The organism is Exiguobacterium sp. AT1b, from assembly GCF_000023045.1.
Lineage (GTDB): Bacteria > Bacillota > Bacilli > Exiguobacteriales > Exiguobacteriaceae > Exiguobacterium.
The window spans coordinates 1,934,247-1,958,965 of record NC_012673.1 but is presented as its reverse complement, the minus strand read 5'-3'; the positions used below and the strand labels follow the sequence as shown (position 1 = coordinate 1,958,965).

The following is a 24,719-nucleotide window of genomic DNA, read 5'->3' as shown; positions in this document are numbered from 1 at the left end:
GTTTAGAATGGTAGTATTGTGATTTTAAGAAAGGGTGGACCGTATGCGTGAGTATTACGAAATTTCATTGACGATTAAACGGGAGTTTTTGCATGCTGTCATCGATTTGTTGAATCGGGAAGGCATCGCACCGGATTATGCGCTTGAAAAAGAAGGCGCGGTCTTTTTATTATTCAATCATTTACCTTGGCCAAACGTGACCCGTGAACCGCATGCCGTGGAACGTTTCTTATTGACGTTGAAACGATCGGACTATTTATTCGTCAAAACGAAGCGTAAATCACCGGTCCCCGATCATGAACCGGTCGCCTGTATGGGTGCTCTCGTCTCCCCGTTCAATGAACATTTGCGCATCGAACTTGCCGTGGACGAGTCGGAAGCGAGTCATTTAGATATGTCCGCATTCCGTCATTATTAAACAAACGAATATTCAACGCCTCCCCTTGAAGATTAGACCTAAATAGCTAATCGACATGGGGATTTTTTAGGAGTATCTGTTTTCTTTGACGGGAATAAAGGACAGTATTCGAGTTGAAAAGGAGACATGTTGGAATGGACACAGTCATGTTAATCGTCAATCCATCCTCAGGAAAAGAATTGGGGGAACAACACGCAACGCATGCCGAAGAGGTGTTGCGCGAACGATATGGACACGTCGATGTCCGCTTCACTGAAAAGGAACAGGATGCGACGAACTTCGCACGTGAAGCGGCACAAAAGCACTATCAGGCCGTCATTGCGATGGGTGGGGACGGAACCTTGAACGAAGCGGTGACCGGTCTAGCTGAGGCTACTTATCGACCTGACTTCGGCATCATTCCACTCGGGACGGTCAACGACCTCGCCCGTGCACTCGGTGTCCCAAGTGACCCTAAGCAAGCGATCGAGGCACTCCGTGACGCTGAACCGACACCGATGGATATCGGCAAATATGAGAACGGTTATTTCATGAACGTCATCGCCATCGGGCTCATTGCCGAAGCCGTCGACGAAGTAAGTGTGGAAGAGAAGACGAAATGGGGACCGTTCGCTTACTTGATTGAGGGTGTAAAAGCGTTCCGTGAGCATAGTCCATATGAGTTGGCACTTGACAGTACAGACGGTCAGTTTAATGGCGAAGCCTATCTCGTCGTCATCGCCTTGACGAACTCAGTCGGAGGATTTGAAAACTTCGAACCAGACGCGCGGTTGAATGATGGGCTTCTTCATGTCTATATCTTTGAAGAACTCGGGTTAAAGGACGCACTTCAATTAACACCCGCCCTCTTCACAGGAAAGTTGAAGGAAACAGATAGCGTCACCTCGTTTTGTACGAAACGGGTTAAGGTGACCTCACCCGAGGCGCTTCCTGTAAATGCTGACGGGGACACAGGGGGCACGCTCCCACTTACTTTTGAAGTATTGCCGAGCCATTTAAACGTATTAAAGCCGGTCTAAGAGCAGGAGTTTTGACGATTGAATCGAATGTGTTCAAGCGAGAAAGGAGAATGACCTATCAACATCTCGCTTGTTCCATTAAAAACTGCATCCGTCGACATCGTCGATACATTCAATCGTTGGAATAACGATCCTGAGATCGTACACCTTATTCGACCGAGCCGCTCCGAAGAAGAATTGACCGCTTATTATGAGATGACGGTTGGCGATTTAGAAGAACGACTCTTAACGCACGATATCTTCCTCATTTATGCAGATGACCATCTCGTCGGAGAAATGAACATCATGTATGACCCGCCTCATTTGTATCGTCAAGAACCCGGTACGGCATGGCTCGGTTTCGTCATCGGCGAATCCGTCGGTCGTGGGAAAGGCATCGGTACGGAAGCCCTTCGTTTGTTAGAAGAGATATTGCGAGCCAAACACACACCTCGTATGGAACTTGGCGTCTTCGCCTTCAACCATGCGGCCCATCGCCTCTATACGAAATGCGGGTATCAAGAAATTGGACGGATCGAGCACTTCACCTACTGGGACGGTCAATTTTGGTCTGATATTCGGATGGAAAAACGACTCGACGAAAAACCCTTTCACTTGGCGTGAAAGGGTTTTGACTTAGTTCTTTAAGTTCTCGACTTCGACAATCCGGAAGCCTTTTTGTTCAAGTTTCGAGACAACCTTGTTTTTCGTGTCTTCTTCACAGTCCGGTGGTAGTGTCACGAGTACCCGACGCAAGACTTTACTTTTCGCATCGAGCGTCATCAAGCTCGCGATTGATGTATATTTGTTCACGATTTTCGTGATCTTCTCAAGTGCCCCAGCCTGTTCGCTCAAGGCGATTGTCAAGACGTAACTACCCGTGTCGCGACTCCATGCTTCTTCGAGCATCCCGAGCATCTTGCCGTGGGGAAGGATGCCATAGAATTCATTGCTTTCATCTTTCAATACAGCAATGTACGGCAACTCTTTGATTGAGAAAAATACTTCAAAGAATCCATCTGACTCATGGACATACTTTTGTGTATTTTTGATGAGTGTCATCACATTATCGTCCATGTTTTCCCCGTTCATTCCATGGCGATAAATATGCATCTTGTAAATGTTACCGCGGAAAAATTTCCCCGTCTCGTCTAAAACAGGCACACAACGGTATCCTGTTTCTTCAAGCGTATGAAGCGCTTCCCGCAATGTTGCCTTTTCACTGATGGTGACAACATCCTTCTTCGGGATACATAAGCTATGCACTAACATGCGTTTTCCTCCCAGCCAATAATAAAGTGGTCTACACCCTATTCATTATTATTCCCCAAATATGATGAACATCCTGCATACTTTTTCTGAAAAGTTATGAACACGTCTCATAATCCTTGCATTTGTCGGAATAGGAAAAAGTCGTTATAGTGAAACTATCCAAACAGACAAAGGGGATGGACGATTATGACGATGAAAAAAGCATTGACGATTGCCGGTTCTGACACAAGTGGTGGCGCGGGAATCCAAGCCGACCTCAAAACGATGGAAGAACTCGGTGTGTATGGTATGACAGCCTTGACGGTCATCGTGGCACAAGACCCACATAACGCATGGAATCACGAAGTCTTCCCAATCGACACGACCTTGATTGAGAAGCAAATCGATACGGTGCTCGCTGGAATTGGCGTCGATGCCGTGAAGACAGGTATGCTTCCGACACCTGAAATCATCGAACTCGCCGCACGGAAAATCAAAGAATACGGCATCCAGAATGCCGTCGTCGACCCAGTCATGGCATGTAAAGGTGCGGATGAGATCCTCGACCCAAACGTCGCGGTCGCGATGCGTCAACACCTCGTTCCAGTCGCAAAAATTATCACACCGAACTTATTCGAGGCGCGTATGCTCGCTGGCCTCGATAAAACACCTGCAACGATGGACGAAATCAAAGAAGCCGCTCGTTTAATCCACGAACTCGGCGCAGAGATCGTCATCGTCAAAGTCGGTGGCAAACTCGGATTTGATACCGCATTCGACGTCTTGTACGACGGAAACGAATTCCGCCTTCTCGAAAGTGAAAAAATCGAGCCTGCGTTCACACACGGCGGCGGATGTACGTTCTCGTCTGCCATCGCGGCCTCACTCGCAAACGGTCATACGGTCGAAGAAGCGATTGAAATCGGAAAAGAATTCATCACAGAAGCTGTTCGTCATTCATTCCGTCTCAACCAATACGTTGGACCGACGAACCATACCGGATACCGTAAAAAAGTAGCAACACAATCGTAAACAGATGACCCGGAACTACGCGTTTCGGGTCATCCTTTCCATTGGAGGGACAGACGTGAAAGCGATTCAACCTGATCACATTCAGCACTATTTAGACAATCACGTCGCGACACCACTTTTCGTCCATGTCGAGACGACGAACGGTGCCTACGCGACACATAATGACCCGGACTTTCATAACGCCGGGATGTTTATCCGTAATGCCAAAATCGAATACAGCATCGGTCAAATCAAAGGAAATGGTCCCTATCGTGTCGGTTTAAAACTCGATCACGGTTGGCTCTATGTCGAGGGATTGACCGATTATGAAATGCACGAAGAACAGTTGTTACTCGCCGGTCACGATCGTCTCGGTCGTCTCGCATGTGCGCTGCACATCGATGTCAAGCCGCTCCCACAAGGTGCATCGGAGGTGGAGAATCAATGAATGGACCGTTACTCGTCATCTTCCCACACCCGGACGATGAGGCGTTCAGTTCGGCCGGAACGATTATCCAACATCGTCAAAAAGGACTGCCCGTCACATATGTCTGTTTGACGCTCGGTGAAATGGGACGCAACATGGGTTCTCCAATCTTTACGACACGTGAAGAACTACCAAAAATTCGAAAACATGAACTCGAAGAAGCCTGTCGCATGATGGGCATCGAGGACCTGCGCATGTGGGGTCTTCGTGACAAGACCGTCGAGTTTGAGGACGAGGCCGAGCTCGCTAGCCGTTTCCGTACATTGATTGACGAAGTGAAGCCGGAAACCGTGATCTCGTTCTATCCAGGATATGCCGTCCACCCGGATCATGAAGCGACAGCCCGTGCCGTCGTACGTGCACTTCAAGAGATGGGCGAGACGCGTCCTGAGTTCTTAGGTGTCGCCTTCGACCGCCGCACGGAAGAGGAACTCGGACAACCGCACGTCATCGTCGATGTAACGGAAGAGAGCGAACAGAAGAAAGATGCCCTGTTTGCACACCGGTCTCAGACAGAAGGTCTTCTTCGTGCGATCGATAACGCAGAAAACGCCCACGTCATGGAGTTACTCCAACGTGAGCGCTTCTATCATTATCCGTTCTCATGATTCATAGGCTAGACGAGTCATATAAAGCAATGCCCCAACGGTCCCAAGACCGATTAACGTTCCGAATACTACAACGATTTGTCCCATGTTTTCACCTCTTCTAGACTGTACGAACAATTCCATTCATTGGTTTCAAACACGTGCCATTCGCACGTGTTTTTTTCAGAAGTAAAGTACGTAAATCACAACAGCCAATACGATTCGATAAATCGCAAACGGCATTAATTTTACTTTGTTGATCAATTTCAAAAAGAATTTAATCGAAAGAAGTGCGAATAAAAATGCGCTGATGAAGCCGACGACAAACACGGGTAGCGTATCGAGCGTGAAATACGTCCACTTGCTATAGAGTGACAATGCACTCGCTCCAAACATGATCGGTACCGCCATGATAAACGTAAAATCTGCCGCTGCCCGGTGACTCATTCCGAGGAGAACCCCTCCAGAAATCGTTGAACCGGACCGTGAGAACCCTGGCCATAGCGAAAAACATTGAATCAAGCCGACACCAAGTGCTTGCTTATACGTGATGTCATCGAGCGTAGCGGTCGTCTGACGCTTCACACCGGATAAATCTGCGGCAATCATAAAGAACGCACCGACGACTAACCCAATCAACACCGTCTTGACCGAGAAGAGATGTGTATCGATGTAGTCCTCAAACAGTACACCGAGGACGCCAGCAGGCAGCAATCCGATCAAAATATGTACGAGATTGAATTGGCGTGCGGTTCCGCTTTGCCTTAGGGTGAGCAAAGACTTCGGATTCAGTAACGTTTTGAACCGGTCCCGAAAGACGACCACGACCGCTAAAATCGATCCTAATTGAATGACGATTTTAAACGTGTTCGCTACTTCCTGCCCTAAAAACTGACTCGAATTCAACCAGAGACCATCCACGAGAATCATATGACCGGTCGACGAGACCGGGGCAAATTCCGTCAATCCCTCGACGACACCTAATAAAAATCCTACAAATAATTCATACCATTCCACATTGTTTCTCCTATTGATTCATCAAGATTGTTCTCATCATACACTTCTCGACACAATCTTTCGTCCGTCTTAAGACGTAAAAACAGACATGGCTTATGACCCATGTCTGTAAAGATTAGCGGATAGTCGCATGAACGAACCAAACGACAAGCCCGATTAAGATGAACGCCAAAAATAGCGACGCTGTCGTTCCTACAATAAAGACAAACCCCAACACAAGGATACCGAGATGCCATAGCATCGAGACAGATGATTCGGTCGTCGCTCGGATATCGGAAGGCACCTGATGATGCAAGAGCCCAAAATAGAGTGGCTCCATCGCACCATACAATAGAGCTAGGAGTCCCATCACCCCGATTCCAATCGGACTCGGGAACAACCCGACGATGAGAAATCCACCGCCCATTAACCAACCGAACCCGTTTAACCAACGCTTGGATGACGCAAATCGTATAAGCGTCCCCGCAAAAAGTTGACCAGGTAACTGAATCAAAAGCAGGACGCTTGAAATGGCACCGAACCAATAGATTGGGATGGATACATCACGTGCATACAGTTGCCAGAACTCATCGATGAAATTGAATGCGGACACGGCTGCCAAAAATCCGATGGTGACGTTACGAAGGGATGTGTGCGACCACACAAATTGAAATCCTTTCAACAAGTGCCGCCACGTCAATCGGTCTTCTCCTTCGCCATGAACGGGTTCAACGAGAAATAAGCTACACACGGTCGCCATCAATAAACTGAGAATGGAAAGTCTGTAGTTCCACTCCAATGGAAGGTACTGAGCCAACATACTGCCACTCCATGCCGCCGTCACAGCGGCCATAATCCCAATCGCGTTCAGTTTTCCAAGAACCCGTTCGAACGACGACGCTTCATGACTTTCTTGTAAGGACTCGTATAGCAGCGCATTCTCCGCCCCACTTCGAATGACCGACCCAACGGCCGAACAGCTGATGGCGACAAAAAATCCGCTGAAGGTGAACGAGTATAACAAGATCCAAAACGATAACCACTCTAAGGCTACACCTGCCTGGATCAGCCGACGCCGTGTCGTTCGGTCCGCCCACACGCCGGTCGGCACCTCGAACAAGACGATGATGAGCGCATAGATCATCTCCAAGTAGACGACTTCTTGAATGGTGATGCCTCGCGACTCCCAAAACAACCGTTCAATCACGTATGCGGGAATCAGCCCTTCAAACCAACGAATCCACCCTAACCAAACAATGTTTCGACGAACTTAACTCGGTGAACGTGCTCGTTTTTTCATTTAAATCTCCTCCTTACTTGTCTATTCCCGAAAACACAAAAAAACCACGAGACGAATCTCGTGGTCGACGTGTTATTTCAATAAGTTGAGCATCTCGCGATTGAATGCTGGAATATCATCCGGCTGACGGCTCGTCACGAGCTGGTTTTGGCAGACGACAACTTCTTTGTCCGCATATTTCGCTCCGGCATACTCCATGTCGACTTTAATCGATTTGTAGCCGGTCGCGTCACGACCTTCTAACGTCTTCGCCGTAATCAACAGCTGTGGTCCGTGACAGATGGCAAAGACAGGCTTTTTCGCATCCATGAAGGCTTTGGCGAACGAGACGAAACGCTCGTCCTCACGCAACAAGTCAGGTGAGAATCCGCCCGGCAAGAGAAGGGCATCAAAATCTTCTGGCGATACATCGTCAATCGATTGGTCGATGTTCACTTTCGCCTCCCCTTGTTTCCCTTCTACCGTATTACCCGCTTTCTTCTCGATCGTCACGACATCATGTCCCGCATCCACCAATGCGTCACGGGGACCCGTGAATTCCACATCTTCAAACATATCCGTAATGAGCGTTGCTACTTTTGCCATGTTCTAAACACTCCCTCTGTTTGTTTTATGCACATAAGGACTGTTCCACTGGCATGAATCAGTTAAACATCTCAAGTGGCGTTCAACGGAACTTCGAGACGTACGGATTGTCGCGTTCAAAGAAGCGATACGGGTAGTCACGTGCCTCGCCCGTGTTCGGGATCCCGATACGGGGACCCGCCTCAATTACTACTCCTGCCTCACCCTCCGCGATGTAGAGTGGGTCTTGTTGAAAGGAATGGCCGTATAAATCCATTGTGATTCCGAGTGCTTTCGTCAACTTCCCTGGTCCGTTCGTCTGGTCATATCGTTTCACCCCAGGACGGTTCGAAGCAATCCATTCATGTCCTTGAATCGGTTCGACGGCTCGAATCAGCACGGCTTCCGGAGTACCGACCGGACCGCTGACTACGTTCAGGAGCGTGTGCGTATGCATCTGATAGGTGTACACATGCCCCGGTTTCCCAAACATGACTTCCGTTCGCTTCGTCCGACGCCCTCCGAAGCTATGCGCTGCTCGGTCGATGGCACCGAGGTAAGCTTCCGTCTCGACAATCTTCGCGATGATGTCACCTTCTGGATGTCGCCTCACCAAATATTGCCCGAGTAAGGCACGCGCCAAGTCAAGTGTCGGTTGTTCATAAAATGCTAACTCGAGTCGCTTCATCGTTCCACCTCCATTTGTTTCATTTTCTCAAAAATCGTAGCTTGCACACAAAAAAGATGCCCTGCATGGCAGGACACCTGGACGTTATGATGCGATTTTTAGTGATTCACGTTGCTTCCCCAATCGGACGTATCCCAAGATGATGGAGAAGACCGGGCTGAGCCAGAGGAAGAACGCAAATGGGGCGTATTCTAATACAGGCACGCCGAGTGTCGCTGCGAAGAACGCTCCCGAGACACCCCAAGGTATGAGCGGGTTGATCACAGTTCCACCGTCCTCAAGCGCCCGTGACAAGTAGCGCGGGTCGATCCCACGATCGATAAACCCTTGCTTGAACGCCTGACCCGGCAAGAGAATCGACAAGTACTGTTCTCCTGCGAGCAAGTTGACCCCGATTGAACTGAGGACGACTGATAGGACCGAGCTCCCTGGTGACTTCAAACGCTCGAGCAACGATTCAACGATGGCTTGGAAGACACCGAGTTCACGTAACAAGCCACCGAATGCAAGGGCGATCAAGACGAGACTGACCGACCAAAGCATCGATTCAAGACCACCACGATCGAGTACCGTCGCAATCGTTTCATTCTCGACACCTGATTTGAAGCCCGACTGCATGACACCGAGCCAGTTCGAGATGCTCCAGTTCCCTTGAACAAAACCGGCCGTCAACACACCCGCGAACATCCCAACGAGCATCGTCGGTAAGACCGGCATCCGACGGAACGCAAGCACTGCGACGAGCACAGGGGCAATCAACGTGAGCCATGAGAGGTCAAACCGTCCGCTGAGCGCGGCTTGCGCCTCTGCAATTTGTGCCGTGTCGGCAGTTTGACCGCTACGTCCGAGGAACGTGAATAGAATCAACGTGATGATGAACGCTGGAATCGTCGTCCCCATCATGAAGCGAATGTGGTCGAACAGTTTGACGCCCGCCACTGCCGGCGCAAAGTTCGTCGTATCCGACAACGGGCTCATCTTGTCTCCGAAGAGGGCACCCGATACGATCGCACCTGCGGCGAGCGCTGGCGAGATGCCTAGTGCCGTCCCGATTCCAAATAAGGCGACACCGACCGTTCCGACGGTTGTAAACGCACTTCCTGTGAAGGTCGAGACGATCATCGTGATTAATAAAACACTCGGTAAGAACCATTCAGCAGAGATTGTATTTAGACCGATGGAGAGGATCGTCGCGACCGTCCCGGACATTTGCCATACTCCGATGAGCATCCCAATCAACAACAAAATCAATACCGGCATGATCGCTTCACGAATCCCGTTGATCATCGCCGTTTCAATCTGTTTGAAGTCGCGTGAACGATAATATGCGTATCCACCTACCATTACCATTGTGCCAAAAATCGCCATATGTGGCGTCGCTTTGGCCAAAAACATCAGTGCGAGCAAGGTGATCCCGCTCATCAACACGACGAATACAGCTTCTTTTCCTTTCATCTGCATCGACGTCCCCTCCTTTCGTTATATCTTTATGATTTATTATTTCGCCTAACCGCTTAAACGCTTTTATGCACAAAAGCATGTCAGTGATGTTTTTTACTATACTCGCTTCCTTTCTCCCTGTCAAACGTCTTTTTATGATAAATTATATGCTTGAGGGTGACCTCCGGAGTTCGTAACCTCCTCCGACATCAAAACTAGCGAAAAGGAAGTGTGCTTCATGCAACACGAAAAAGCATTGGTCGTCTTCAGTGGTGGCCAAGATTCAACCACTTGCCTGTTTTGGGCAAAACAACAATTCTCTCATGTGGAGGCGGTGACGTTCGCATATGGTCAACGCCATGATGCGGAAATCGAGGTCGCAAAAGAAATCGCGGCAGAGCTCGATGTCCCACACCACATCCTCGACTTGTCCCTACTCGGACAACTCACATCGAACGCGCTCACGAGACACGATCTCGACATCGACAATGCGGATGTTCCAAATACGTTCGTCGATGGACGCAACCATCTATTCTTATCATTTGCGGCCGTCATGGCCAAACAACTCGGTATGCATCACATCGTGACCGGTGTATGTGAAACGGACTTTTCAGGTTACCCGGATTGCCGAGACCAATTCATCAAATCACTCAATGTGACACTCAATTTAGCAATGGATTATCCATTCGTCATCGACACACCGCTCATGTGGCTCGATAAAAAAGAGACGTGGGCACTCGCCGACGAGCTCGGTGCCTTTGACTACGTCAAAGAACGCACGCTCACTTGCTACAACGGTGTCATCGGTTCAGGTTGTGGCGAATGTCCGGCGTGTAAGCTTCGTCAAAACGGACTCACAGCTTACGAGGAGGTGCGCGTATGAAACATGCTCCATTCCTCGCTCCGACCAGTGTTGAATCAAAGCAAGAAGGCTCGCTCATCTACTGTCCGCATCGCGTTCAAATCGTCAAAGAAGTGACGTTCGACGCAGCGCACCATCTCTTTGATTATGACGGCAAATGTCGTGCTCTTCATGGTCATACGTATAAGCTCCAAATGGGTGTCAGCGGCTTTCTCGACAATCGCGGGATGACGCTCGACTTTGGTGACTTGAAAAAGATCTTCAAAGAAGAGCTTGAGCCATATCTCGACCATCGCTATTTGAACGAGTCACTCCCTTATATGAATACAACTGCAGAAAACATGTGCTATTGGATTTTTGAACAACTAGCGACACACTTGCCAAATGAACGCGACGTCCGTGTCGAATTCGTCCGCTTGTATGAAACGCCGACGTCGTACGCTGAGTTCCGCCGTGAATGGTTGGTGGAATCGTGAAAATTCCTGTTCTTGAAGTGTTCGGACCAACCTTCCAAGGCGAAGGCCGGGCCATCGGACAGAAGACGATGTTCGTCCGGACCGCCGGTTGCGATTATCGCTGTTCGTGGTGCGATTCCGCCTTCACGTGGGACGGTTCAGAAAAACCAGACATGCTGACAGCCGATGAGGTCATCGCTCGCCTGGACGCACTGGGTATGTACGATTACGTCACCATCTCGGGTGGCAATCCGCTCCTCATCGCGGCTATGGAAGACCTCGTTGTGAAGTTGAAAAAACGTGGTGTCACACTCGCTGTCGAGACGCAAGGTAGCCGCTATCAAGATTGGCTCACACAAATCGATGACGTGACCCTCAGTCCGAAACCTCCATCGTCTGGTATGAAGACGAACTGGGAGCAACTCGACGCCATCGTCGAACGGTTACGCCCGGAGCAGACGACATTCAAAGTCGCTGTCTTTGATGAAGCGGACCTCGCCTACGCAAAAGAAGTGCAGCAACGCTACTCACCGGACGTCATGTATTTGTCGGCCGGTAACCCAGAGCCTGGTGCAGACGGAGACATCACCGATGCCCAGCTCCGTCGTTTGAAACAACTATGGGAAGACGTCGCACGCGACCCGTCATGGCAAAGCGTCCGCGTCCTACCACAACTACACACATTACTGTACGCCAACGAACGTGGCGTCTAAGGAGAATGAACATGAGACCAGAAGACTTACAAGACCTCTCGCTCCTCGGACAGAAGAGCGTCCCATATATTTTTGAATACACACCTGACGTCCTTGAAGCGTTCCCGAATCGTCATCCGGAGAACGACTACTTCGTGAAATTTAACGCACCCGAATTTACATCGTTGTGCCCGATCACGAACCAACCGGACTTCGCAACCATCTACATCTCGTACATCCCGGATGAGAAACTCGTCGAGTCGAAATCGTTGAAGTTGTACTTGTTCAGTTTCCGTAACCACGGTGACTTCCACGAGAACTGCATCAACGTCATCGGGAAAGATCTCGTCAAGTTGATGGAGCCGCGCTATCTCGAAGTGTGGGGGAAATTCACACCACGTGGCGGTATCTCAATCGATCCGTACTACAACTACGGAAAGCCTGGCACGAAGTATGAAAAAATGGCAGAACACCGTCTGTTCAACCATGACCTGTATCCAGAGACGGTCGACAACCGTTAATTGAAAAGTAGGCGCTCCATCCTGGAGTCGCCTACTTTTTTTGATAGCGATGAATCTGTCGTTTGATCGGTTCACGGAAAACGGTCGCAACGAGCGTCAATACGAGCATGATTCCAAATGCCAAGGCGATGAGCGTCCAATCCCCACTGGCGATACTGCTTCCGAGAAAATTGTTCGCAAACGCGCCAGGAATCATACCGACAACGGTCGCAAACAGATAGGCGAGTACGTTTACTTTTGCCAAACCAGAAGCATAGCTTACCAAATCGAAATTGACGAGCGGGATGAGACGTAAGATGAGGACGTAAAAGAAGCCGTCTTCTTCGATTTTACGCTGAATGGCTTCGTAATTCGTTGATTCGAAGTGATGCAAGAAACGGTCGCCGAAATAAACGGCTACATAATACGCAACAAGCGCACTCAATGTCGCCCCGATGACGGTATAGATGACACCCGGTAACATCCCAAACGCCAAGCCGCCGGCGACCGACAAGACGGACGTCGGGAACAAGATGAGGGGACGAACGGTGAACAACAAGATGTAAATGAGCGGAGCCAACCATCCGAATTGAATGATGTAGTCCCGAATATCGCCTGGGCTTACGTCAACCCACTGATAAAGGAATGTCGCCGTCCCGAACAGGAGTAGGACGAGTGCAACCATCCATTGTATCTTCCACTTCTTCATCGTCCTCCTCCTCTCTATTTGCTTTTATTCCCGTAATCGAGGATGTCATCCACCTTTTTTCAGCCATCTCGATATGGTACGGTTAGAAAAAGCAGAAGGAGGAAATCGATATGAACCTTGCAGATGCCCTAACATTGAAACAGTTGCTCCATGAGCAAATCGATACATTGACTGAAGAGATTGAGCATGTGGCGTTCATCTCGCTTCAAGCGAATGAATCCATTCCGACCATTCAGTCCCGTTCCCTTCAAGACATCGAGATGGAACTTGAACACATCCGTCTAGACTTACGTCAGCTCGACCGTCTCATTCAAGAGGCGAACGTCCAGGCCGTTGTCGAGACGCACGACGGTCCGCTTCCGCTCGTCGAGGCAATCGAACTTGCTGTTCAGTTACGCGTCCAAGCACGACTTTATGAAAAATTATCGCTTCGTCCGAAGAAAGACTATGTGCATGGGGTTGCCGTGATCAAACACGCCTTATACGATCCGGAGCTGTATCGCCTGAAAGCACGCGATATTAAGAAGCGTGCCATTCGAATCGAAAGTGCGATTCAAGCCGTCCGTTATCAGACTGACATTGAATTTGATGCATCACGATATATGTAAAAAAGCGAAGGGATTCCTTCGCTTTTTACATATGGTCATGGTGATGGTGGTGGATATCATGATGACTCGATGAAGAAGAACGTCGACGTGGTGGTGCCTCATCGGCAAATTTTTCTCCGTCTAAAATCCCGAGACGCTTATATTGACGATCGACCCGCTCTTTCGTCTCTTCGCGAACAGCGTCAGACTCCATCACCAATTGATAGCATCCGAGCGCGACACGGAACGGCTCCATGCGTGTCCGTTCAATCGAGAAGGAATCGATGCCCCGTAAATAGTCTGCTAAGCGCTCAGCCGTATCGTCGGCCGGGGCATCGGCGAGCTGCGAGGCGAAGCGTTGTAAGTCCTTCAATGTATTTGATGTTTTAGAGTAACTTCGACTTGATTTGATGACACCAAATGCGATAAGTCCAACAATGGTGAAAAACATGAGTGGAAAGAATAAATTGATGATCGTGAAAAATGGGTCCGCCCCAAATTCTAAAGTAGACATTTCAAATTCCCCCTTTTCTTTTAAGTACGTTCATTCAGTCGAATCGGTTTCATCAAAAAAACCGCGATCACACGACCGCGGCATCCATTCAACTGTTCAGTTGTTTCTCCATCATGATGCGCGGCTCGCCATCTTCTGTGTAAGCGCCCATGATGTCATATCCGCAAAGGAGGTTTAAGATGATGACCCCTTTGTTCGTATTGCGTGCTTTCGTCCGAATCGAATGGAACCCTTGCGCTTCGACCCATTCGAGTTGCGTGTCCATCAGCTTGCGACCGATGCCATGCTTTTGGAAGTCCGGGTGTACGCCGCCCGCCCAGCTATAAAACCGATAAGGCTCCGCCTCATAACCAATTTTAAAGCCAACTAGCTGCTCTTCAGAGAAAGCCAGCAGCACTAACGGATTGGCGTGTCGATACAGGCGCTCTTTAAAGCGCAGCTGATCGAGGTCACCATATAACGTGCGATACAGTCGGAAAAAGTCCTCTTCAAAATCCTTAAAGTTGTTCGTCACATCTTTTACGATAAATGAACTCGTCGTACTCATCGTGCCATCCCCTTTCAGTTTCTGGACAAAGATTCCGTACGTCTGTTCATTTCGCCGTTCATTCTGAATTTCCTGTCTCCCGTTCAAAAGCCGTGACACCTTTTTGTTTATATAGTCCAAGCGTACGCTTCGGTAAGCTCTTGACCATCCAGTCTTTGAAGATGCGCGCTTGATCTTCGACCGGCAGTTCATAGCCATCCGTCACGATATGTCGTGACCGTGTCGTGACATCGTACAAGGAAATCGCCGCCGCCACGGAGATGTTCAAACTCTGCACATACCCTTGCATCGGAATAACAAAGTTCCCGTCCGCCTTATGGAGTGCTGTTTCCGAGACACCACTATGTTCATTCCCGAATAGAAGAACGGTCGGCTTCGACACATCCACTTCTTCGAGCGGAATCGCCTCTTCACTTAACGCGGTCGCATATACTTGGTAACCACTTTCTTTTAAAGCGTCAATCGCCTCTTCAATGGAGCCATGCTCGACGACGTCCACCCAGCGATCGGCACTCTTGGCGATAATCGAGTTCGGTTTGAACTTTGCCCGTCCTTCGACGACGTGCAACGTCTGTACCCCGAACGCATCGGCCGAACGCAACACGGCGGATTGATTGTGCGGATCGTCCACACCTTCCGTCAAAATCGTGATATGGTTCGTTCGTGTATTCAACACTTCATACATCCGTTTAATGCGGTCTGGCATGAGCATCTCATATAGAGGAAGATCGTCCTCCTTCAATACACCCTTCTGCAATAACTCTTCTTTTAATTCCATCTGCTCGTCCTTCGTCAAAGCAGATGTGGTCTGTCTCCAACCCATCTTTCTCGCTCCCTTCAACCTATCATATTGTAGCTAGATTCGATTCGACTGACAAGTTCGCCTGATATCTACCCTTTACACTTCAAAAAATGAAAACAAATGAAAATAGCGAAAACGGTTGCATGAATTTATGCAATCGATTACAATCATTTATGCAAGCGATTGCACTATTGGCAAACACAAAAATAGATAAAACTCCCTCACAGGAAGGAAGCGTATAGCATGAAACAATTGATCTCATTCGATTTCTGGCAAAAGCTCGGTAAGGCCTTGATGGTCGTTATCGCCGTAATGCCAGCTGCCGGTTTGATGATTTCCATCGGTAAATTGATTGGAATGTCAGCCGGAGATGTCGGTATTTTATTAACAACAGCTCGCATCATTGAAGATTTAGGTTGGGGCATCATCGTCAACTTACATATCCTCTTCGCAGTCGCGATTGGTGGTTCGTGGGCAAAAGATCGTGCAGGTGGTGCGTTCGCAGCACTTCTCGCCTTCATCTTGATCAACCGTGTCACAGGTGCCATCTTCGGTGTTAACGGGGCCATGCTTCAAGATCCGGAAGCAACCATCGAGTCACTCTTCGGTGCGAACCTTGTCGTCGCTGACTACTTCACATCTGTACTCGGCTCACCTGCCCTCAACATGGGTGTGTTCGTCGGGATCATCGCCGGTTTCCTCGGTGGTGCACTATACAACCGTTTCTACAACTTCAACAAGTTACCGAACGCCCTCTCGTTCTTCAACGGGAAGCGCTTCGTACCATTCGTCGTCATCCTTGGTTCAGTCGTTGCTGCCATCGTTCTATCGATTGTATGGCCAACTATCCAAGGGGCGCTCAACAGCTTTGGTGAATGGATTGCCACATCACGTAACACGGCGCCTGTCCTCGCCCCGTTCATTTACGGTGCGCTCGAACGTCTCCTCTTGCCGTTCGGTTTACACCACATGCTCACGGTACCAATGAACTACACGGAGCTCGGTGGAACGTACACGATTTTAACTGGCGCGACAGCTGGATCGGTCGTTGCCGGTCAAGACCCGCTCTGGTTGGCATGGGTAACGGACCTCGTCAACTTGCGTGCTGCTGGTGATACGGCTGCGTACAATGCTCTTCTCGCTGATGTCGTTCCGGCCCGCTTCAAAGTCGGTCAAGTCATCTTGTCATTCGCTGCATTGATTGGTGCCGCATATGCGATGTACCGCAACGTCGATGCGGATAAGAAAGCACAATACAAGCCGATGTTCTTGTCAGCTGGACTCGCTGTCTTCTTGACAGGTGTCACAGAACCGATCGAATTCATGTTCATGTTCGTCGCACCAGTCCTTTATGTGGTGTACGCGCTCATGGCCGGCGCTGCCTTCGCATTGGCAGATATCATCGACCTACGCGTCCACGCTTTCGGTGCAATCGAACTCTTGACGCGCATTCCGATGATCGTCAAAGCAGGACTTCTTCAAGACTTGATCAACTTCGTTCTCGTCTCTGTCGTGTTCTTCTTCCTCAACTTTGGTGTCTTCAACTTCTTCATTAAGAAGATGAACTTGCCGACACCTGGACGTAACGGGAACTACATGGAAGAAACGACAGAAAAATCATCCGTTACAGGTAACGAACAAGTCATGGGGATTATCGCACTTCTCGGTGGGGAAGAAAACATTGAGGATGTCGATGCATGTATGACGCGTCTTCGTGTGACCGTGAAAGACGTTACACTCGTCTCTGACGAACAAGAATGGAAGAAAAATGGCGCCATGGGTCTTATCGTGAAAGACCGTGGAGTCCAAGCCATCTATGGCCCGAAAGCCGACGTATTGAAATCAGACATTCAAGACGTCATCGGTGCATAATCTACTGGCCAACTCGCTCGAGAGTTGGCCTTTTTCTAAAGGAGGACTATCGTGAATATTTTAACGCTCAATTGTCATGCCTGGTTAGAAGACCGCCAACAAGAGAAAATCGACGCAATTGTCGAACGTATCGCAAGCGAAGAGTATGACTTCATCGCGCTCCAAGAAGTCAATCAACATAAAGAGGCCCCACTCATCTATGGGAACATCCGTGAAAACAACTTCGCACACGTCCTCGTCGAGCGCCTGAAAGAGTTAGATCTTCACTATCACATGACATGGGACTTTGCCCATTACGGATATGATATTTACGAGGAAGGCGTCGCCATCTTGTCACGGACACCGTTTCTATCGACCGAGTCGTTCTTCGTATCCAAGACGACGGACCCTGACAATTACAAGTCCCGTAAAATTGTCAAAGCCGTGATTGAAGGTCCTGAAACGCCGACGACCGTCTACTCGTGTCACCTTGGATGGTGGCATGATGAAGAGGAGCCAGTGAAGCATCAACTCGACGAACTTCTCCGTCGCGTCGAGCATGACGACCATGCGCTCCTACTCGGTGATTTCAATAACGACGCCTTCATTCGAGGCGAAGGATACGATTACTTGATGGAGAATGGACTTCAAGACTTGTTCCATCTCGCAACGGAACGTGAAGGCGATGCGACGGTACAAGGAAAAATCGCCGGGTGGGACGAAAACAAAAAATCGCTACGCATCGACTTGATGTTGACGAACGCACCCATTCACGTCTCCCGTCATGCCGTCGTCTTCGATGGGGAGAACGGCCCCGTCGTCTCCGACCACGCCGGTGTCGAAGCCACTGTGTTTTGGCGCTGATTCACCTTTTTCTTCCGACTTGGGAGAAAAGGGTTTTTCTTTTGGGGAAAATCTTGTAACGTGAGAGAAGACTGATGTCTAACTACTAATGAATGAAATAGAAAGAAGTGTTTGAACATGAAGACAAGCTCGCTCAGTCGAAGCGACTGGACTTTAGTTTTATCCCTATCCTTATTAACCTTCGTTCTCGGAACGAGTGAATTTGTCATCGTCGGCATTTTGCCTGATATCGCAAGCGGTCTATCCATTTCCATCGCGACAGCAGGAAGTCTCGTATCGGCATTCGCCATCAGCTTTGCCGTCGGCACGCCAATCACGATGTCCTTGACGAGCCATCTTCCAAAACGTAAATTGATGCTCGGCTTGACGATTCTCTTCACCGTCCTGAACTTATTAAGCAGTCTCGCTCCCATGTATGAGTGGTTACTCGTCTTGCGAATGCTGACGGCCGTTGTCACAGGTGTCTTAATTTCGCTTGCCATGCTCGTTGCTAGCGAGAGCGTCCCTCCGGCAAAACGGGGTGTGGCCGTGTCCTTTATTTTCGGTGGATTCACAATGGCGAACGTGTTCGGGGTTCCGATCGGAACGTTCATCGGACAACAGGCAGGATGGGAGTCCACGTTTTGGTTGACGACTCTGCTCGGTGCAGTCGCCTGGATTGCCATTTATCGTGTCTTGCCGAATCAATTGTCTCAAGAAAAAGCATCACTTCGTGAACAAATGGCACTCCTGACGAATCCGCGTATCTTGATCGCCTTCTTAATTCCGGCGTTCGGTTTCGGGGCGACGTATGTCGTATATACGTATCTCGTGCCGATTTTAAAAGATGTCCTCGGGGTACCGGTCGCTTGGGTCAGTCCGATTTTATTCGCCTACGGATTCATCTCGATCTTCAGTAATATCGCTGCCGGAAAGATCGCCAGTCACAATCCGATCGGACGCTTACGGTTCGTCTTTCTCGTCCAGGCGTTCGTCCTGGCCGCGTTGTTTGTGACGACGTCGAATGTGACGCTCGGTCTCCTCAATATCGCCCTCATGTCGTTCATGGCGATTTTATTGACGACATCGACTCAGATTTATTTGATTGATTTGGCGGAGAAGTTCAATCCGAACGCCAAAGGTCTCGCTTCGTCACTTATGCCCGTGGCGAGTAACGTCGGAATCGGACTTGGTTCCGCTCTTGGTGGTGTCGTCTACGCGACGAGCCCTATCATGACGCTCGCGCTCGTCGGTGGTTTGGTCGCCCTCGTCACAGCCGGGTTGACCGCAGTCAGTTATTCACTCGATCAACGCTAAAACGTGCGCACCTCGATGCAGGTGCGCACGTTTTTTATAACCATTCGAGAATCGCCGATAGGACTTCGTCGAGTTGTTCTTTCGATGTGAGCGGACTTTCCTGATCGCCTTTTTGTGGACCATACATTCCGAAGTTGGCATGATTCCCGCCTTCGATTTGTACGAATTGACTATCGTCAGGTAGGTCGCTTCGACTCGCCTCGATGTCTTCCGGGACAGCCAATCCATCCAACTCACCCGAGATGGATAGCACGCGTAAGTCACTATCGACCATCGAGCTGATCGGATATGATGCGAGGAAAATGACACCTTCCACCGCCTCTTGATGCTCAAGCGCGTAACCCGATGCCGCCGAACCTCCGAGTGAATGACCGGCCACGACCCAGCGTTCAATCTCCGGATGTGCCTCGATGATTGGATCGGCTGCGTCGATATCTAAAATGCCTAAGTTGAGTCGAAGCGACGGGATGGCGACGAAATACCCTTCCTCGGCTAAACGTGTTCCATAATAGGCATACGCCTCTTTCTCGACTTTCGCCCCTGGATAAAGAATGACACCGACCTCACTCGTCGGATCTCCAAACTCGAGACGGTTGTCGACCACTTTCCCCTCTTCGGCATACTGTGTCGCTTCATCGGTCGGTCCATACGTGAACTGCGTCCAAATTAAAAAGCCTGCTACCGCGATGATTAGCAATCCTACGATTGAGAGTGCGGTCCACTTGAAGAATTTCTTCATTATATAGCCTCCATTTGCATCCACTTCTTCATAACGTTACACTAATAAGAAAAAGCATGATCAGGGGGACACCATGACCAGAAGTAATGTAACCACGACGATTCAGTGGTTTATTTTTATTTTAGCTACAAATATTGTACCACCACTCTCTATCGCCGCCTTGTTTGAACTGTCACCAGATGAGACGATGACCTTCATATCCCGCTCACTTTTCATCTTCGCACTCTTTAGCATCATCCAGACGTTGCTCGGTCATCGCCTCCCGATACTCGAAGGACCTGCCGGCATTTGGTGGGGTGTCTTCACCTTATACGCCTCCATCGGTCCCGCCCTATATGGAAGTCAGCAAGAGACGCTGCAGGCACTCGGATTCATGCTGTTTTTGAGCGGAATCCTTGGTGTGTTGTTGACTGTCACCGGCATCTTAAGACGCATGCTCGCCCTGTTTACACCGCAAGTGCTCGGCGTCTATATGATTTTGCTCGTCCTTCAATTGTCAGGGGCTGTCATTAAAGGTGGCTTTGGAGTGACGGAAGACGGAATCAATATTGTTCAGGCCGTGGCGACGGCTGGGCTCGTCTTGTTCGCACTCACGCTCGAGCAAAGTCGCTTTAAACAATATGGACTCGTCATGACGCTATTCGTCGGGTTCGGCTTGTTCCATTTACTCGACCTTGGAAATCCAATCGTTCGTTCGGAATCCTTCTTCCTCGTACCGGAACTTCTTCCGTTCGGAAATTGGGTGTGGGATTGGAACTTGTTGCCGACGGCTTTCGTCATTACCCTACTTCTCATGACGAACGTCCTTGCGAACATCAAGTTGATTGAGCGCATCGTCAGTTCTCGCGAAAAACGAGAAATCAAAGGAAACGTTCCCGCATCGGGTGTCGCCAGTGGCGTCAGTCAAATCGTGGCTGGTCTGTTCGGTACACCGGGTCCTGTCGCCATCTCCGGGACAGCTGGTTTCCTCTCTTCGACGGAGAGCGTCCAGCGTGCTCCGCATTTGGTTGCCCACGCCCTCATGATGGGGTTAGCACTCATCGGTCCGTTCGTCTCGTTGATTGCGAGCATCCCCGCCGCTGTCGGTTATGCGATTGTGACTCCGCTTATCGCGACGATGATCATCATCGGAATCAATGAGGCCGCCTTTGAATTAAAACAATCGACGGCATCCCTCACGGTCGGGCTCCCGCTCGTCATCGGTGCCGGGGCGATGTTATTACCACCCGGTTCAATGAATGACCTGCCACCGCTTCTTGCGACCGTCTTCTCTAACGGGCTTGTTCTCGGAACAATCGTCGCCTTAACGACTGCCATCTTAAGTAAAATCAAGGATTGAAAAAAAGAACTGGCCATATTGGTCAGTTCTTTTCACGTACATGCATATGGTAACGGGCATCGTGTGGTAACACGGCGCCGTCTTCTTGTTCGAAATGTGCACGGTCTTTCCAATAACGTACGACTGACGAAGTATCACGGTGCAGGGCGCGCTGTAGTGCTTGTTTCGCCGTGACAGGCGTTTCGTCATCGTTTGTCAATTCAAGCCCCATCAGTTTATAGCCGATGGTTTGTCCACCTCGACTCATTTGCCACGCTTCCATGGCATATGTCAGTAGTGTCGGTGTGATGACCGCATGCACGAACTCGCTCTTTACTTTCTTTCGCACGAGCTGTTCCACGCCAACGCTGACGAGACCTGCAATGACACTGTCAATCAAGACGGCTTTCGTTCGCTTTTTTGTCAATGGATTCATCGGCTCATCCTCTGCATCATCCCTGACGTCAACACTTCGATCCCTTCGCCTTCTTCAGACGCCATGATCAAGGCACGCGCGACATGAAGCGCTTGAATCGGTGCGACTTCCGGTGTCTTCTCAAGCAAGAATGACTGGAACGGTCGACTGATGACCTCGGCCGCTTTCTCCCCTAGGCGGAATGAATCACGTTCCCCGAGTAACAGAGAAGGACGCGCGATAATTAAGTGATGGAAGTTGAAGATGCGTAACGCGTTCTCAAGTTCCCCTTTCACACGGTTATAAAAGAAAGATGAACGCAACGATGCGCCTTGTGCCGATACGACCGCATAGCGCGTCGCACCATGTGCCTTGGCGACACGGGCAACTTCAAGTGGTAATTCTAAATCAACTTGTTTGAACGCTTCTTGCGAGCCGGCTACCGCAATCGTTGTGCCGAGCGCACAGTACACGTCGTCAATCTGCGGAAGGGACGAATCCATCTCCTCGAAACCGACGACCTCATGTAACTTCGGATGACTCCAACGCTTCGAGCGACGGACAACAATCCAGACCGCATCATAACGGTCACTCTCTAACAACTGTTCCACCAATTCGCGGCCAATCAAGCCGGTCGCGCCTACGACAAGTGCAGTTTTCCCCATTCGTGACTCCTCCTAGACTACTATTTCCTTCAGTCTAGCTGACTTGCCGTTCCTCGGCAATGATTGTCCCGGGACGGAATCGGTCCATCATACGGAAGAACCCATTCAACAGGAGCGCTGTGAACGAACCTGCCACGATGGCACTATCTGTGAACAATTGAAGCCATTCCGGCATGTTGGCGACAATCGCCGGGTTAGCGGTGATGCCGAGTCCGACACCAATCGAGAGTGCGATGGTAATCAAATTCTCGTTTTTCGAAAAATCGACCTGACTCAGAATTCGAATGCCGGAAGCAGCGACCGTTCCGAACATGACGAGCATCGCTCCACCTAAAACAGGCTTTGGAATCAATGTCGTGAATGTGGCGACTTTCGGAAGGAATCCGAGCAAGATGAGTAACCCACCTGTCCAGAAGATGACACGGCGCGATTTTACACCTGACAATTGAACAAGTCCGACATTTTGACTGAATGTCGTGTACGGGAAACTGTTGAAAATCCCTCCGAGAATCGTTGCGACACCTTCCGCACGATACCCTTTCGTCAATTCGTTCGAACCAATCGGCCTTTTCGTGATATCGCTGAGCGCCAAGAATACACCTGTCGATTCAATCATCGAGATAATGGCGACGAGCGTCATGACGAGGATCGCGGACACATCAAATGTCGGCATCCCAAAGTAGAACGGTTGAACCATTTGGAACCAACCCGCTTCCCGGACAGGACTGAAGTCCACGAGACCGAGCGAAGCAGCAACCCCTGTCCCGATGAGGACGGCAAAGAGGACAGCAGCGGCGCGTGTGAAGACAGTACCGACACGGTTCAAGATGAGAATGAGTAAAATCGTCAAACCACCTAATCCGAGATTCTGCATCGATGCGAATCCAGGCTCACCTGGCATCCCGCCACCGATGTCATTAATGGCGACCGGAATCAGTGAGAGACCAATGATTGTCACGACCGAACCGAGAACGACCGGCGGGAAGAAACGTGCGAGCTTCCCGACAAATCCGGAAATGAGGATGACGATGAACCCACTGGCAATCAAAGCGCCATAAATAGCCGTAATTCCATTTGCGCTTCCAATCGCGATCATCGGACCGACCGCTGTGAACGTACATCCGAGGACGACCGGCAATCCAACACCCGTAAAGCGTGTCGTCCATACTTGTAAAAGCGTCGCCACCCCACACATGAATAAATCAATTGCGACGAGATAGGCGAGCTCGGTTGGACCAAGCCCGATGGCACCACCGACGATGAGCGGGACGATGGCTGCTCCCGTGTACATGGCGAGCAGATGCTGAAATCCGAGACTTGCCGTCTTAAATGTATTCATCGAACGACCTCCACGAACGAGATATGGTCTTTCTCTAATTTCGCGACGCGCGCTAGCGATTCGACGCGATAACCACGCTCAATCAGTTTATCGCGCCCTAGTTGGAACGATTTTTCGATGACGATGCCAACACCTGAAACTTCTGCACCTGCCGCTTCGACGAGTTGTGTCAGCCCGAGTGCCGCTTCCCCGTTCGCGAGGAAGTCATCGATGACGAGAACGCGTTCGCCTGGTAAGACGAAACGTCGGCTCAAGCTGATGCGGTTCGTCTCCTGTTTCGTGAACGAATAAACATCCGCTTCGACGAGGTCGTCTTGGAGCGTCAGCGATTTCCGTTTACGCGCGAATACGAACGGGATGTCCATCTCAAGCGCCGTCATCATCGCTGGGGCAATCCCGCTCGATTCGAGTGTGACGATGCGGTCGATTTGAGCGTCTTTGAAACGTTCTGCGAATTCTTTGCCGATGGCTTGCATAAGTACCGGGTCGACCTGATGATTCAAGAAGGCGTCAACTTTCAACACTTGGTCGGATAAGGCCCGACCCTCTTCACGGATTTTGTCTTCTAACTGCTTCATTGTTGTCCCCTCCATTAAAAAATGCGATTCGTCACCCCTCATCGGGAGGCAACGAACCGCATGGAAATCAACGATAGCATACGACAAGCGCCACCCGTAGTCGAACCATTTACGGTAGTTCGGTAGAGACTTGCGGACCATATTTCCGCTGATATACGAGTGCGAATCTATTTATTTAAGATAGACCTTATTGTAGACGAGCTGACGAGAAATGCAATAGGTTGCAATCAAACGGCGAAATGTTCG

At 49.9% G+C, this 24,719-nt stretch carries 30 protein-coding genes and 1 riboswitch; of the genes, 15 read left to right on the top strand and 15 right to left on the bottom strand.

Annotation, left to right across the window (positions count from 1 at the left end; all coding sequences use genetic code 11):
- Positions 1 to 43 precede the first annotated feature (43 nt).
- From EAT1B_RS10155 to EAT1B_RS10145, 3 genes are all read left to right on the top strand, one after another.
- A complete protein-coding gene (locus EAT1B_RS10155; protein WP_015880488.1) occupies positions 44 to 418 on the top strand; it encodes a hypothetical protein in 375 nt (124 codons plus the stop codon).
- A 134-nt stretch (positions 419 to 552) separates the two neighbouring features.
- On the top strand, positions 553 to 1,437 hold the full coding sequence (locus EAT1B_RS10150; RefSeq protein ID WP_015880487.1) for a diacylglycerol kinase family protein: 885 nt from the start codon (positions 553 to 555) through the stop codon (positions 1,435 to 1,437).
- Between the two features lie 57 nt (positions 1,438 to 1,494).
- Positions 1,495 to 2,040, top strand: a complete 546-nt coding sequence (locus tag EAT1B_RS10145) for a GNAT family N-acetyltransferase (protein ID WP_041917970.1) — start codon at positions 1,495 to 1,497, stop codon at positions 2,038 to 2,040.
- Positions 2,041 to 2,052: 12 nt separating this feature from the next.
- Here EAT1B_RS10145 and cbpA read toward each other — a convergent pair whose 3' ends face one another.
- Entirely contained in the window at positions 2,053 to 2,688 is a 636-nt protein-coding gene (gene cbpA, locus EAT1B_RS10140; RefSeq protein ID WP_015880485.1) for a cyclic di-AMP binding protein CbpA, read from the bottom strand.
- Positions 2,689 to 2,874: 186 nt separating this feature from the next.
- Here cbpA and pdxK point away from each other — a divergent pair, with 186 nt between their 5' ends.
- From pdxK to bshB2, 3 genes are read left to right on the top strand one after another with little or no spacing between them, the layout of a single operon-like run.
- Positions 2,875 to 3,699 carry a pyridoxine/pyridoxal/pyridoxamine kinase gene (gene pdxK, locus EAT1B_RS10135; RefSeq protein WP_015880484.1) on the top strand — a complete coding sequence of 275 codons (825 nt, stop codon included), beginning with the start codon at positions 2,875 to 2,877 and terminating at the stop codon, positions 3,697 to 3,699.
- Between the two features lie 55 nt (positions 3,700 to 3,754).
- The gene (locus tag EAT1B_RS10130) at positions 3,755 to 4,126 is read left to right on the top strand and encodes a YojF family protein (RefSeq protein ID WP_015880483.1); all 372 of its coding nucleotides are present in this window, start codon (positions 3,755 to 3,757) and stop codon (positions 4,124 to 4,126) included.
- Complete coding sequence (gene bshB2, locus EAT1B_RS10125) at positions 4,123 to 4,773, top strand: bacillithiol biosynthesis deacetylase BshB2 (protein ID WP_015880482.1); 651 nt, start codon at positions 4,123 to 4,125, stop codon at positions 4,771 to 4,773. The genes EAT1B_RS10130 and bshB2 overlap by 4 nt, the downstream gene beginning before the upstream one ends.
- Positions 4,774 to 4,935: 162 nt before the next feature.
- On the opposite strand, the gene EAT1B_RS10120 is transcribed toward bshB2, so the two are convergent.
- From EAT1B_RS10120 to nhaC, 5 genes are all read right to left on the bottom strand, one after another.
- Positions 4,936 to 5,769: an undecaprenyl-diphosphate phosphatase gene (locus tag EAT1B_RS10120; protein ID WP_015880481.1), complete on the bottom strand. Its 834-nt coding sequence runs from the start codon at positions 5,767 to 5,769 to the stop codon at positions 4,936 to 4,938.
- Positions 5,770 to 5,884: 115 nt separating this feature from the next.
- Positions 5,885 to 6,943: an MFS transporter gene (locus EAT1B_RS15660; RefSeq protein ID WP_235439575.1), complete on the bottom strand. Its 1,059-nt coding sequence runs from the start codon at positions 6,941 to 6,943 to the stop codon at positions 5,885 to 5,887.
- Positions 6,944 to 7,120: 177 nt separating this feature from the next.
- Entirely contained in the window at positions 7,121 to 7,633 is a 513-nt protein-coding gene (locus tag EAT1B_RS10110; RefSeq protein ID WP_015880479.1) for a type 1 glutamine amidotransferase domain-containing protein, read from the bottom strand.
- Positions 7,634 to 7,715: 82 nt separating this feature from the next.
- Complete coding sequence (locus EAT1B_RS10105) at positions 7,716 to 8,300, bottom strand: DNA-3-methyladenine glycosylase (protein ID WP_015880478.1); 585 nt, start codon at positions 8,298 to 8,300, stop codon at positions 7,716 to 7,718.
- Positions 8,301 to 8,384: 84 nt separating this feature from the next.
- The gene (gene nhaC / locus EAT1B_RS10100) at positions 8,385 to 9,761 is read right to left on the bottom strand and encodes a Na+/H+ antiporter NhaC (RefSeq protein ID WP_015880477.1); all 1,377 of its coding nucleotides are present in this window, start codon (positions 9,759 to 9,761) and stop codon (positions 8,385 to 8,387) included.
- 217 nt (positions 9,762 to 9,978) lie between these two features.
- Here nhaC and queC point away from each other — a divergent pair, with 217 nt between their 5' ends.
- The 4 genes from queC to queF are packed head-to-tail and all read left to right on the top strand — an operon-like array spanning position 9,979 to position 12,270.
- On the top strand, positions 9,979 to 10,623 hold the full coding sequence (queC, locus tag EAT1B_RS10095; protein WP_015880476.1) for a 7-cyano-7-deazaguanine synthase QueC: 645 nt from the start codon (positions 9,979 to 9,981) through the stop codon (positions 10,621 to 10,623).
- Positions 10,620 to 11,078 carry a 6-carboxytetrahydropterin synthase QueD gene (gene queD / locus EAT1B_RS10090; RefSeq protein WP_015880475.1) on the top strand — a complete coding sequence of 153 codons (459 nt, stop codon included), beginning with the start codon at positions 10,620 to 10,622 and terminating at the stop codon, positions 11,076 to 11,078. Before queC ends, queD begins: the two co-directional genes overlap by 4 nt.
- Complete coding sequence (gene queE, locus EAT1B_RS10085) at positions 11,060 to 11,770, top strand: 7-carboxy-7-deazaguanine synthase QueE (RefSeq protein ID WP_015880474.1); 711 nt, start codon at positions 11,060 to 11,062, stop codon at positions 11,768 to 11,770. The genes queD and queE overlap by 19 nt, the downstream gene beginning before the upstream one ends.
- An 11-nt stretch (positions 11,771 to 11,781) precedes the next feature.
- Complete coding sequence (gene queF / locus EAT1B_RS10080) at positions 11,782 to 12,270, top strand: preQ(1) synthase (RefSeq protein ID WP_015880473.1); 489 nt, start codon at positions 11,782 to 11,784, stop codon at positions 12,268 to 12,270.
- Positions 12,271 to 12,301: 31 nt separating this feature from the next.
- Here the strand turns inward: queF and EAT1B_RS10075 are convergent, their stop codons facing one another.
- Entirely contained in the window at positions 12,302 to 12,958 is a 657-nt protein-coding gene (locus tag EAT1B_RS10075; RefSeq protein ID WP_015880472.1) for a TVP38/TMEM64 family protein, read from the bottom strand.
- A 110-nt stretch (positions 12,959 to 13,068) separates the two neighbouring features.
- Between EAT1B_RS10075 and EAT1B_RS10070 the strand changes: the two genes are divergently transcribed.
- The gene (locus EAT1B_RS10070) at positions 13,069 to 13,566 is read left to right on the top strand and encodes a hypothetical protein (RefSeq protein WP_015880471.1); all 498 of its coding nucleotides are present in this window, start codon (positions 13,069 to 13,071) and stop codon (positions 13,564 to 13,566) included.
- 25 nt (positions 13,567 to 13,591) lie between these two features.
- Here EAT1B_RS10070 and EAT1B_RS10065 read toward each other — a convergent pair whose 3' ends face one another.
- From EAT1B_RS10065 to EAT1B_RS10055, 3 genes are all read right to left on the bottom strand, one after another.
- Positions 13,592 to 14,059, bottom strand: coding sequence for a hypothetical protein (locus tag EAT1B_RS10065; RefSeq protein WP_015880470.1), 468 nt, complete (start codon positions 14,057 to 14,059; stop codon positions 13,592 to 13,594).
- 88 nt (positions 14,060 to 14,147) lie between these two features.
- Positions 14,148 to 14,606: a GNAT family N-acetyltransferase gene (locus EAT1B_RS10060; RefSeq protein WP_237708235.1), complete on the bottom strand. Its 459-nt coding sequence runs from the start codon at positions 14,604 to 14,606 to the stop codon at positions 14,148 to 14,150.
- Between the two features lie 58 nt (positions 14,607 to 14,664).
- The gene (locus tag EAT1B_RS10055; protein ID WP_015880468.1) at positions 14,665 to 15,429 is read right to left on the bottom strand and encodes an RNA methyltransferase; all 765 of its coding nucleotides are present in this window, start codon (positions 15,427 to 15,429) and stop codon (positions 14,665 to 14,667) included.
- A gap of 222 nt (positions 15,430 to 15,651) precedes the next feature.
- On the opposite strand from EAT1B_RS10055, the gene EAT1B_RS10050 reads away from it, so the two are divergent.
- The 3 genes from EAT1B_RS10050 (at position 15,652) to EAT1B_RS10040 (ending at position 19,419) form a co-directional block, all read left to right on the top strand.
- On the top strand, positions 15,652 to 17,280 hold the full coding sequence (locus tag EAT1B_RS10050; protein WP_015880467.1) for a PTS transporter subunit IIBC: 1,629 nt from the start codon (positions 15,652 to 15,654) through the stop codon (positions 17,278 to 17,280).
- A gap of 51 nt (positions 17,281 to 17,331) precedes the next feature.
- A complete protein-coding gene (locus EAT1B_RS10045) occupies positions 17,332 to 18,123 on the top strand; it encodes an endonuclease/exonuclease/phosphatase family protein (protein ID WP_015880466.1) in 792 nt (263 codons plus the stop codon).
- A 117-nt stretch (positions 18,124 to 18,240) separates the two neighbouring features.
- Complete coding sequence (locus EAT1B_RS10040; RefSeq protein ID WP_015880465.1) at positions 18,241 to 19,419, top strand: MFS transporter; 1,179 nt, start codon at positions 18,241 to 18,243, stop codon at positions 19,417 to 19,419.
- Positions 19,420 to 19,453: 34 nt separating this feature from the next.
- On the opposite strand, the gene EAT1B_RS10035 is transcribed toward EAT1B_RS10040, so the two are convergent.
- Complete coding sequence (locus tag EAT1B_RS10035) at positions 19,454 to 20,158, bottom strand: alpha/beta hydrolase (RefSeq protein ID WP_015880464.1); 705 nt, start codon at positions 20,156 to 20,158, stop codon at positions 19,454 to 19,456.
- Between the two features lie 73 nt (positions 20,159 to 20,231).
- Between EAT1B_RS10035 and EAT1B_RS10030 the strand changes: the two genes are divergently transcribed.
- On the top strand, positions 20,232 to 21,497 hold the full coding sequence (locus tag EAT1B_RS10030; protein ID WP_015880463.1) for a purine/pyrimidine permease: 1,266 nt from the start codon (positions 20,232 to 20,234) through the stop codon (positions 21,495 to 21,497).
- A 22-nt stretch (positions 21,498 to 21,519) separates the two neighbouring features.
- Here EAT1B_RS10030 and EAT1B_RS10025 read toward each other — a convergent pair whose 3' ends face one another.
- From EAT1B_RS10025 to EAT1B_RS10010, 4 genes are read right to left on the bottom strand one after another with little or no spacing between them, the layout of a single operon-like run.
- A complete protein-coding gene (locus tag EAT1B_RS10025) occupies positions 21,520 to 21,912 on the bottom strand; it encodes an RDD family protein (protein WP_015880462.1) in 393 nt (130 codons plus the stop codon).
- On the bottom strand, positions 21,909 to 22,556 hold the full coding sequence (locus EAT1B_RS10020) for an NAD(P)H-binding protein (RefSeq protein ID WP_015880461.1): 648 nt from the start codon (positions 22,554 to 22,556) through the stop codon (positions 21,909 to 21,911). The genes EAT1B_RS10025 and EAT1B_RS10020 overlap by 4 nt, the downstream gene beginning before the upstream one ends.
- A 34-nt stretch (positions 22,557 to 22,590) precedes the next feature.
- Positions 22,591 to 23,895: a nucleobase:cation symporter-2 family protein gene (locus EAT1B_RS10015; RefSeq protein ID WP_015880460.1), complete on the bottom strand. Its 1,305-nt coding sequence runs from the start codon at positions 23,893 to 23,895 to the stop codon at positions 22,591 to 22,593.
- Positions 23,892 to 24,473 (bottom strand): xanthine phosphoribosyltransferase, encoded by a 582-nt coding sequence (locus tag EAT1B_RS10010; protein ID WP_015880459.1) that lies wholly within the window; start codon positions 24,471 to 24,473, stop codon positions 23,892 to 23,894. The genes EAT1B_RS10015 and EAT1B_RS10010 overlap by 4 nt, the downstream gene beginning before the upstream one ends.
- A 77-nt stretch (positions 24,474 to 24,550) precedes the next feature.
- Positions 24,551 to 24,652, bottom strand: a riboswitch (purine riboswitch).
- Positions 24,653 to 24,719 lie beyond the last annotated feature (67 nt).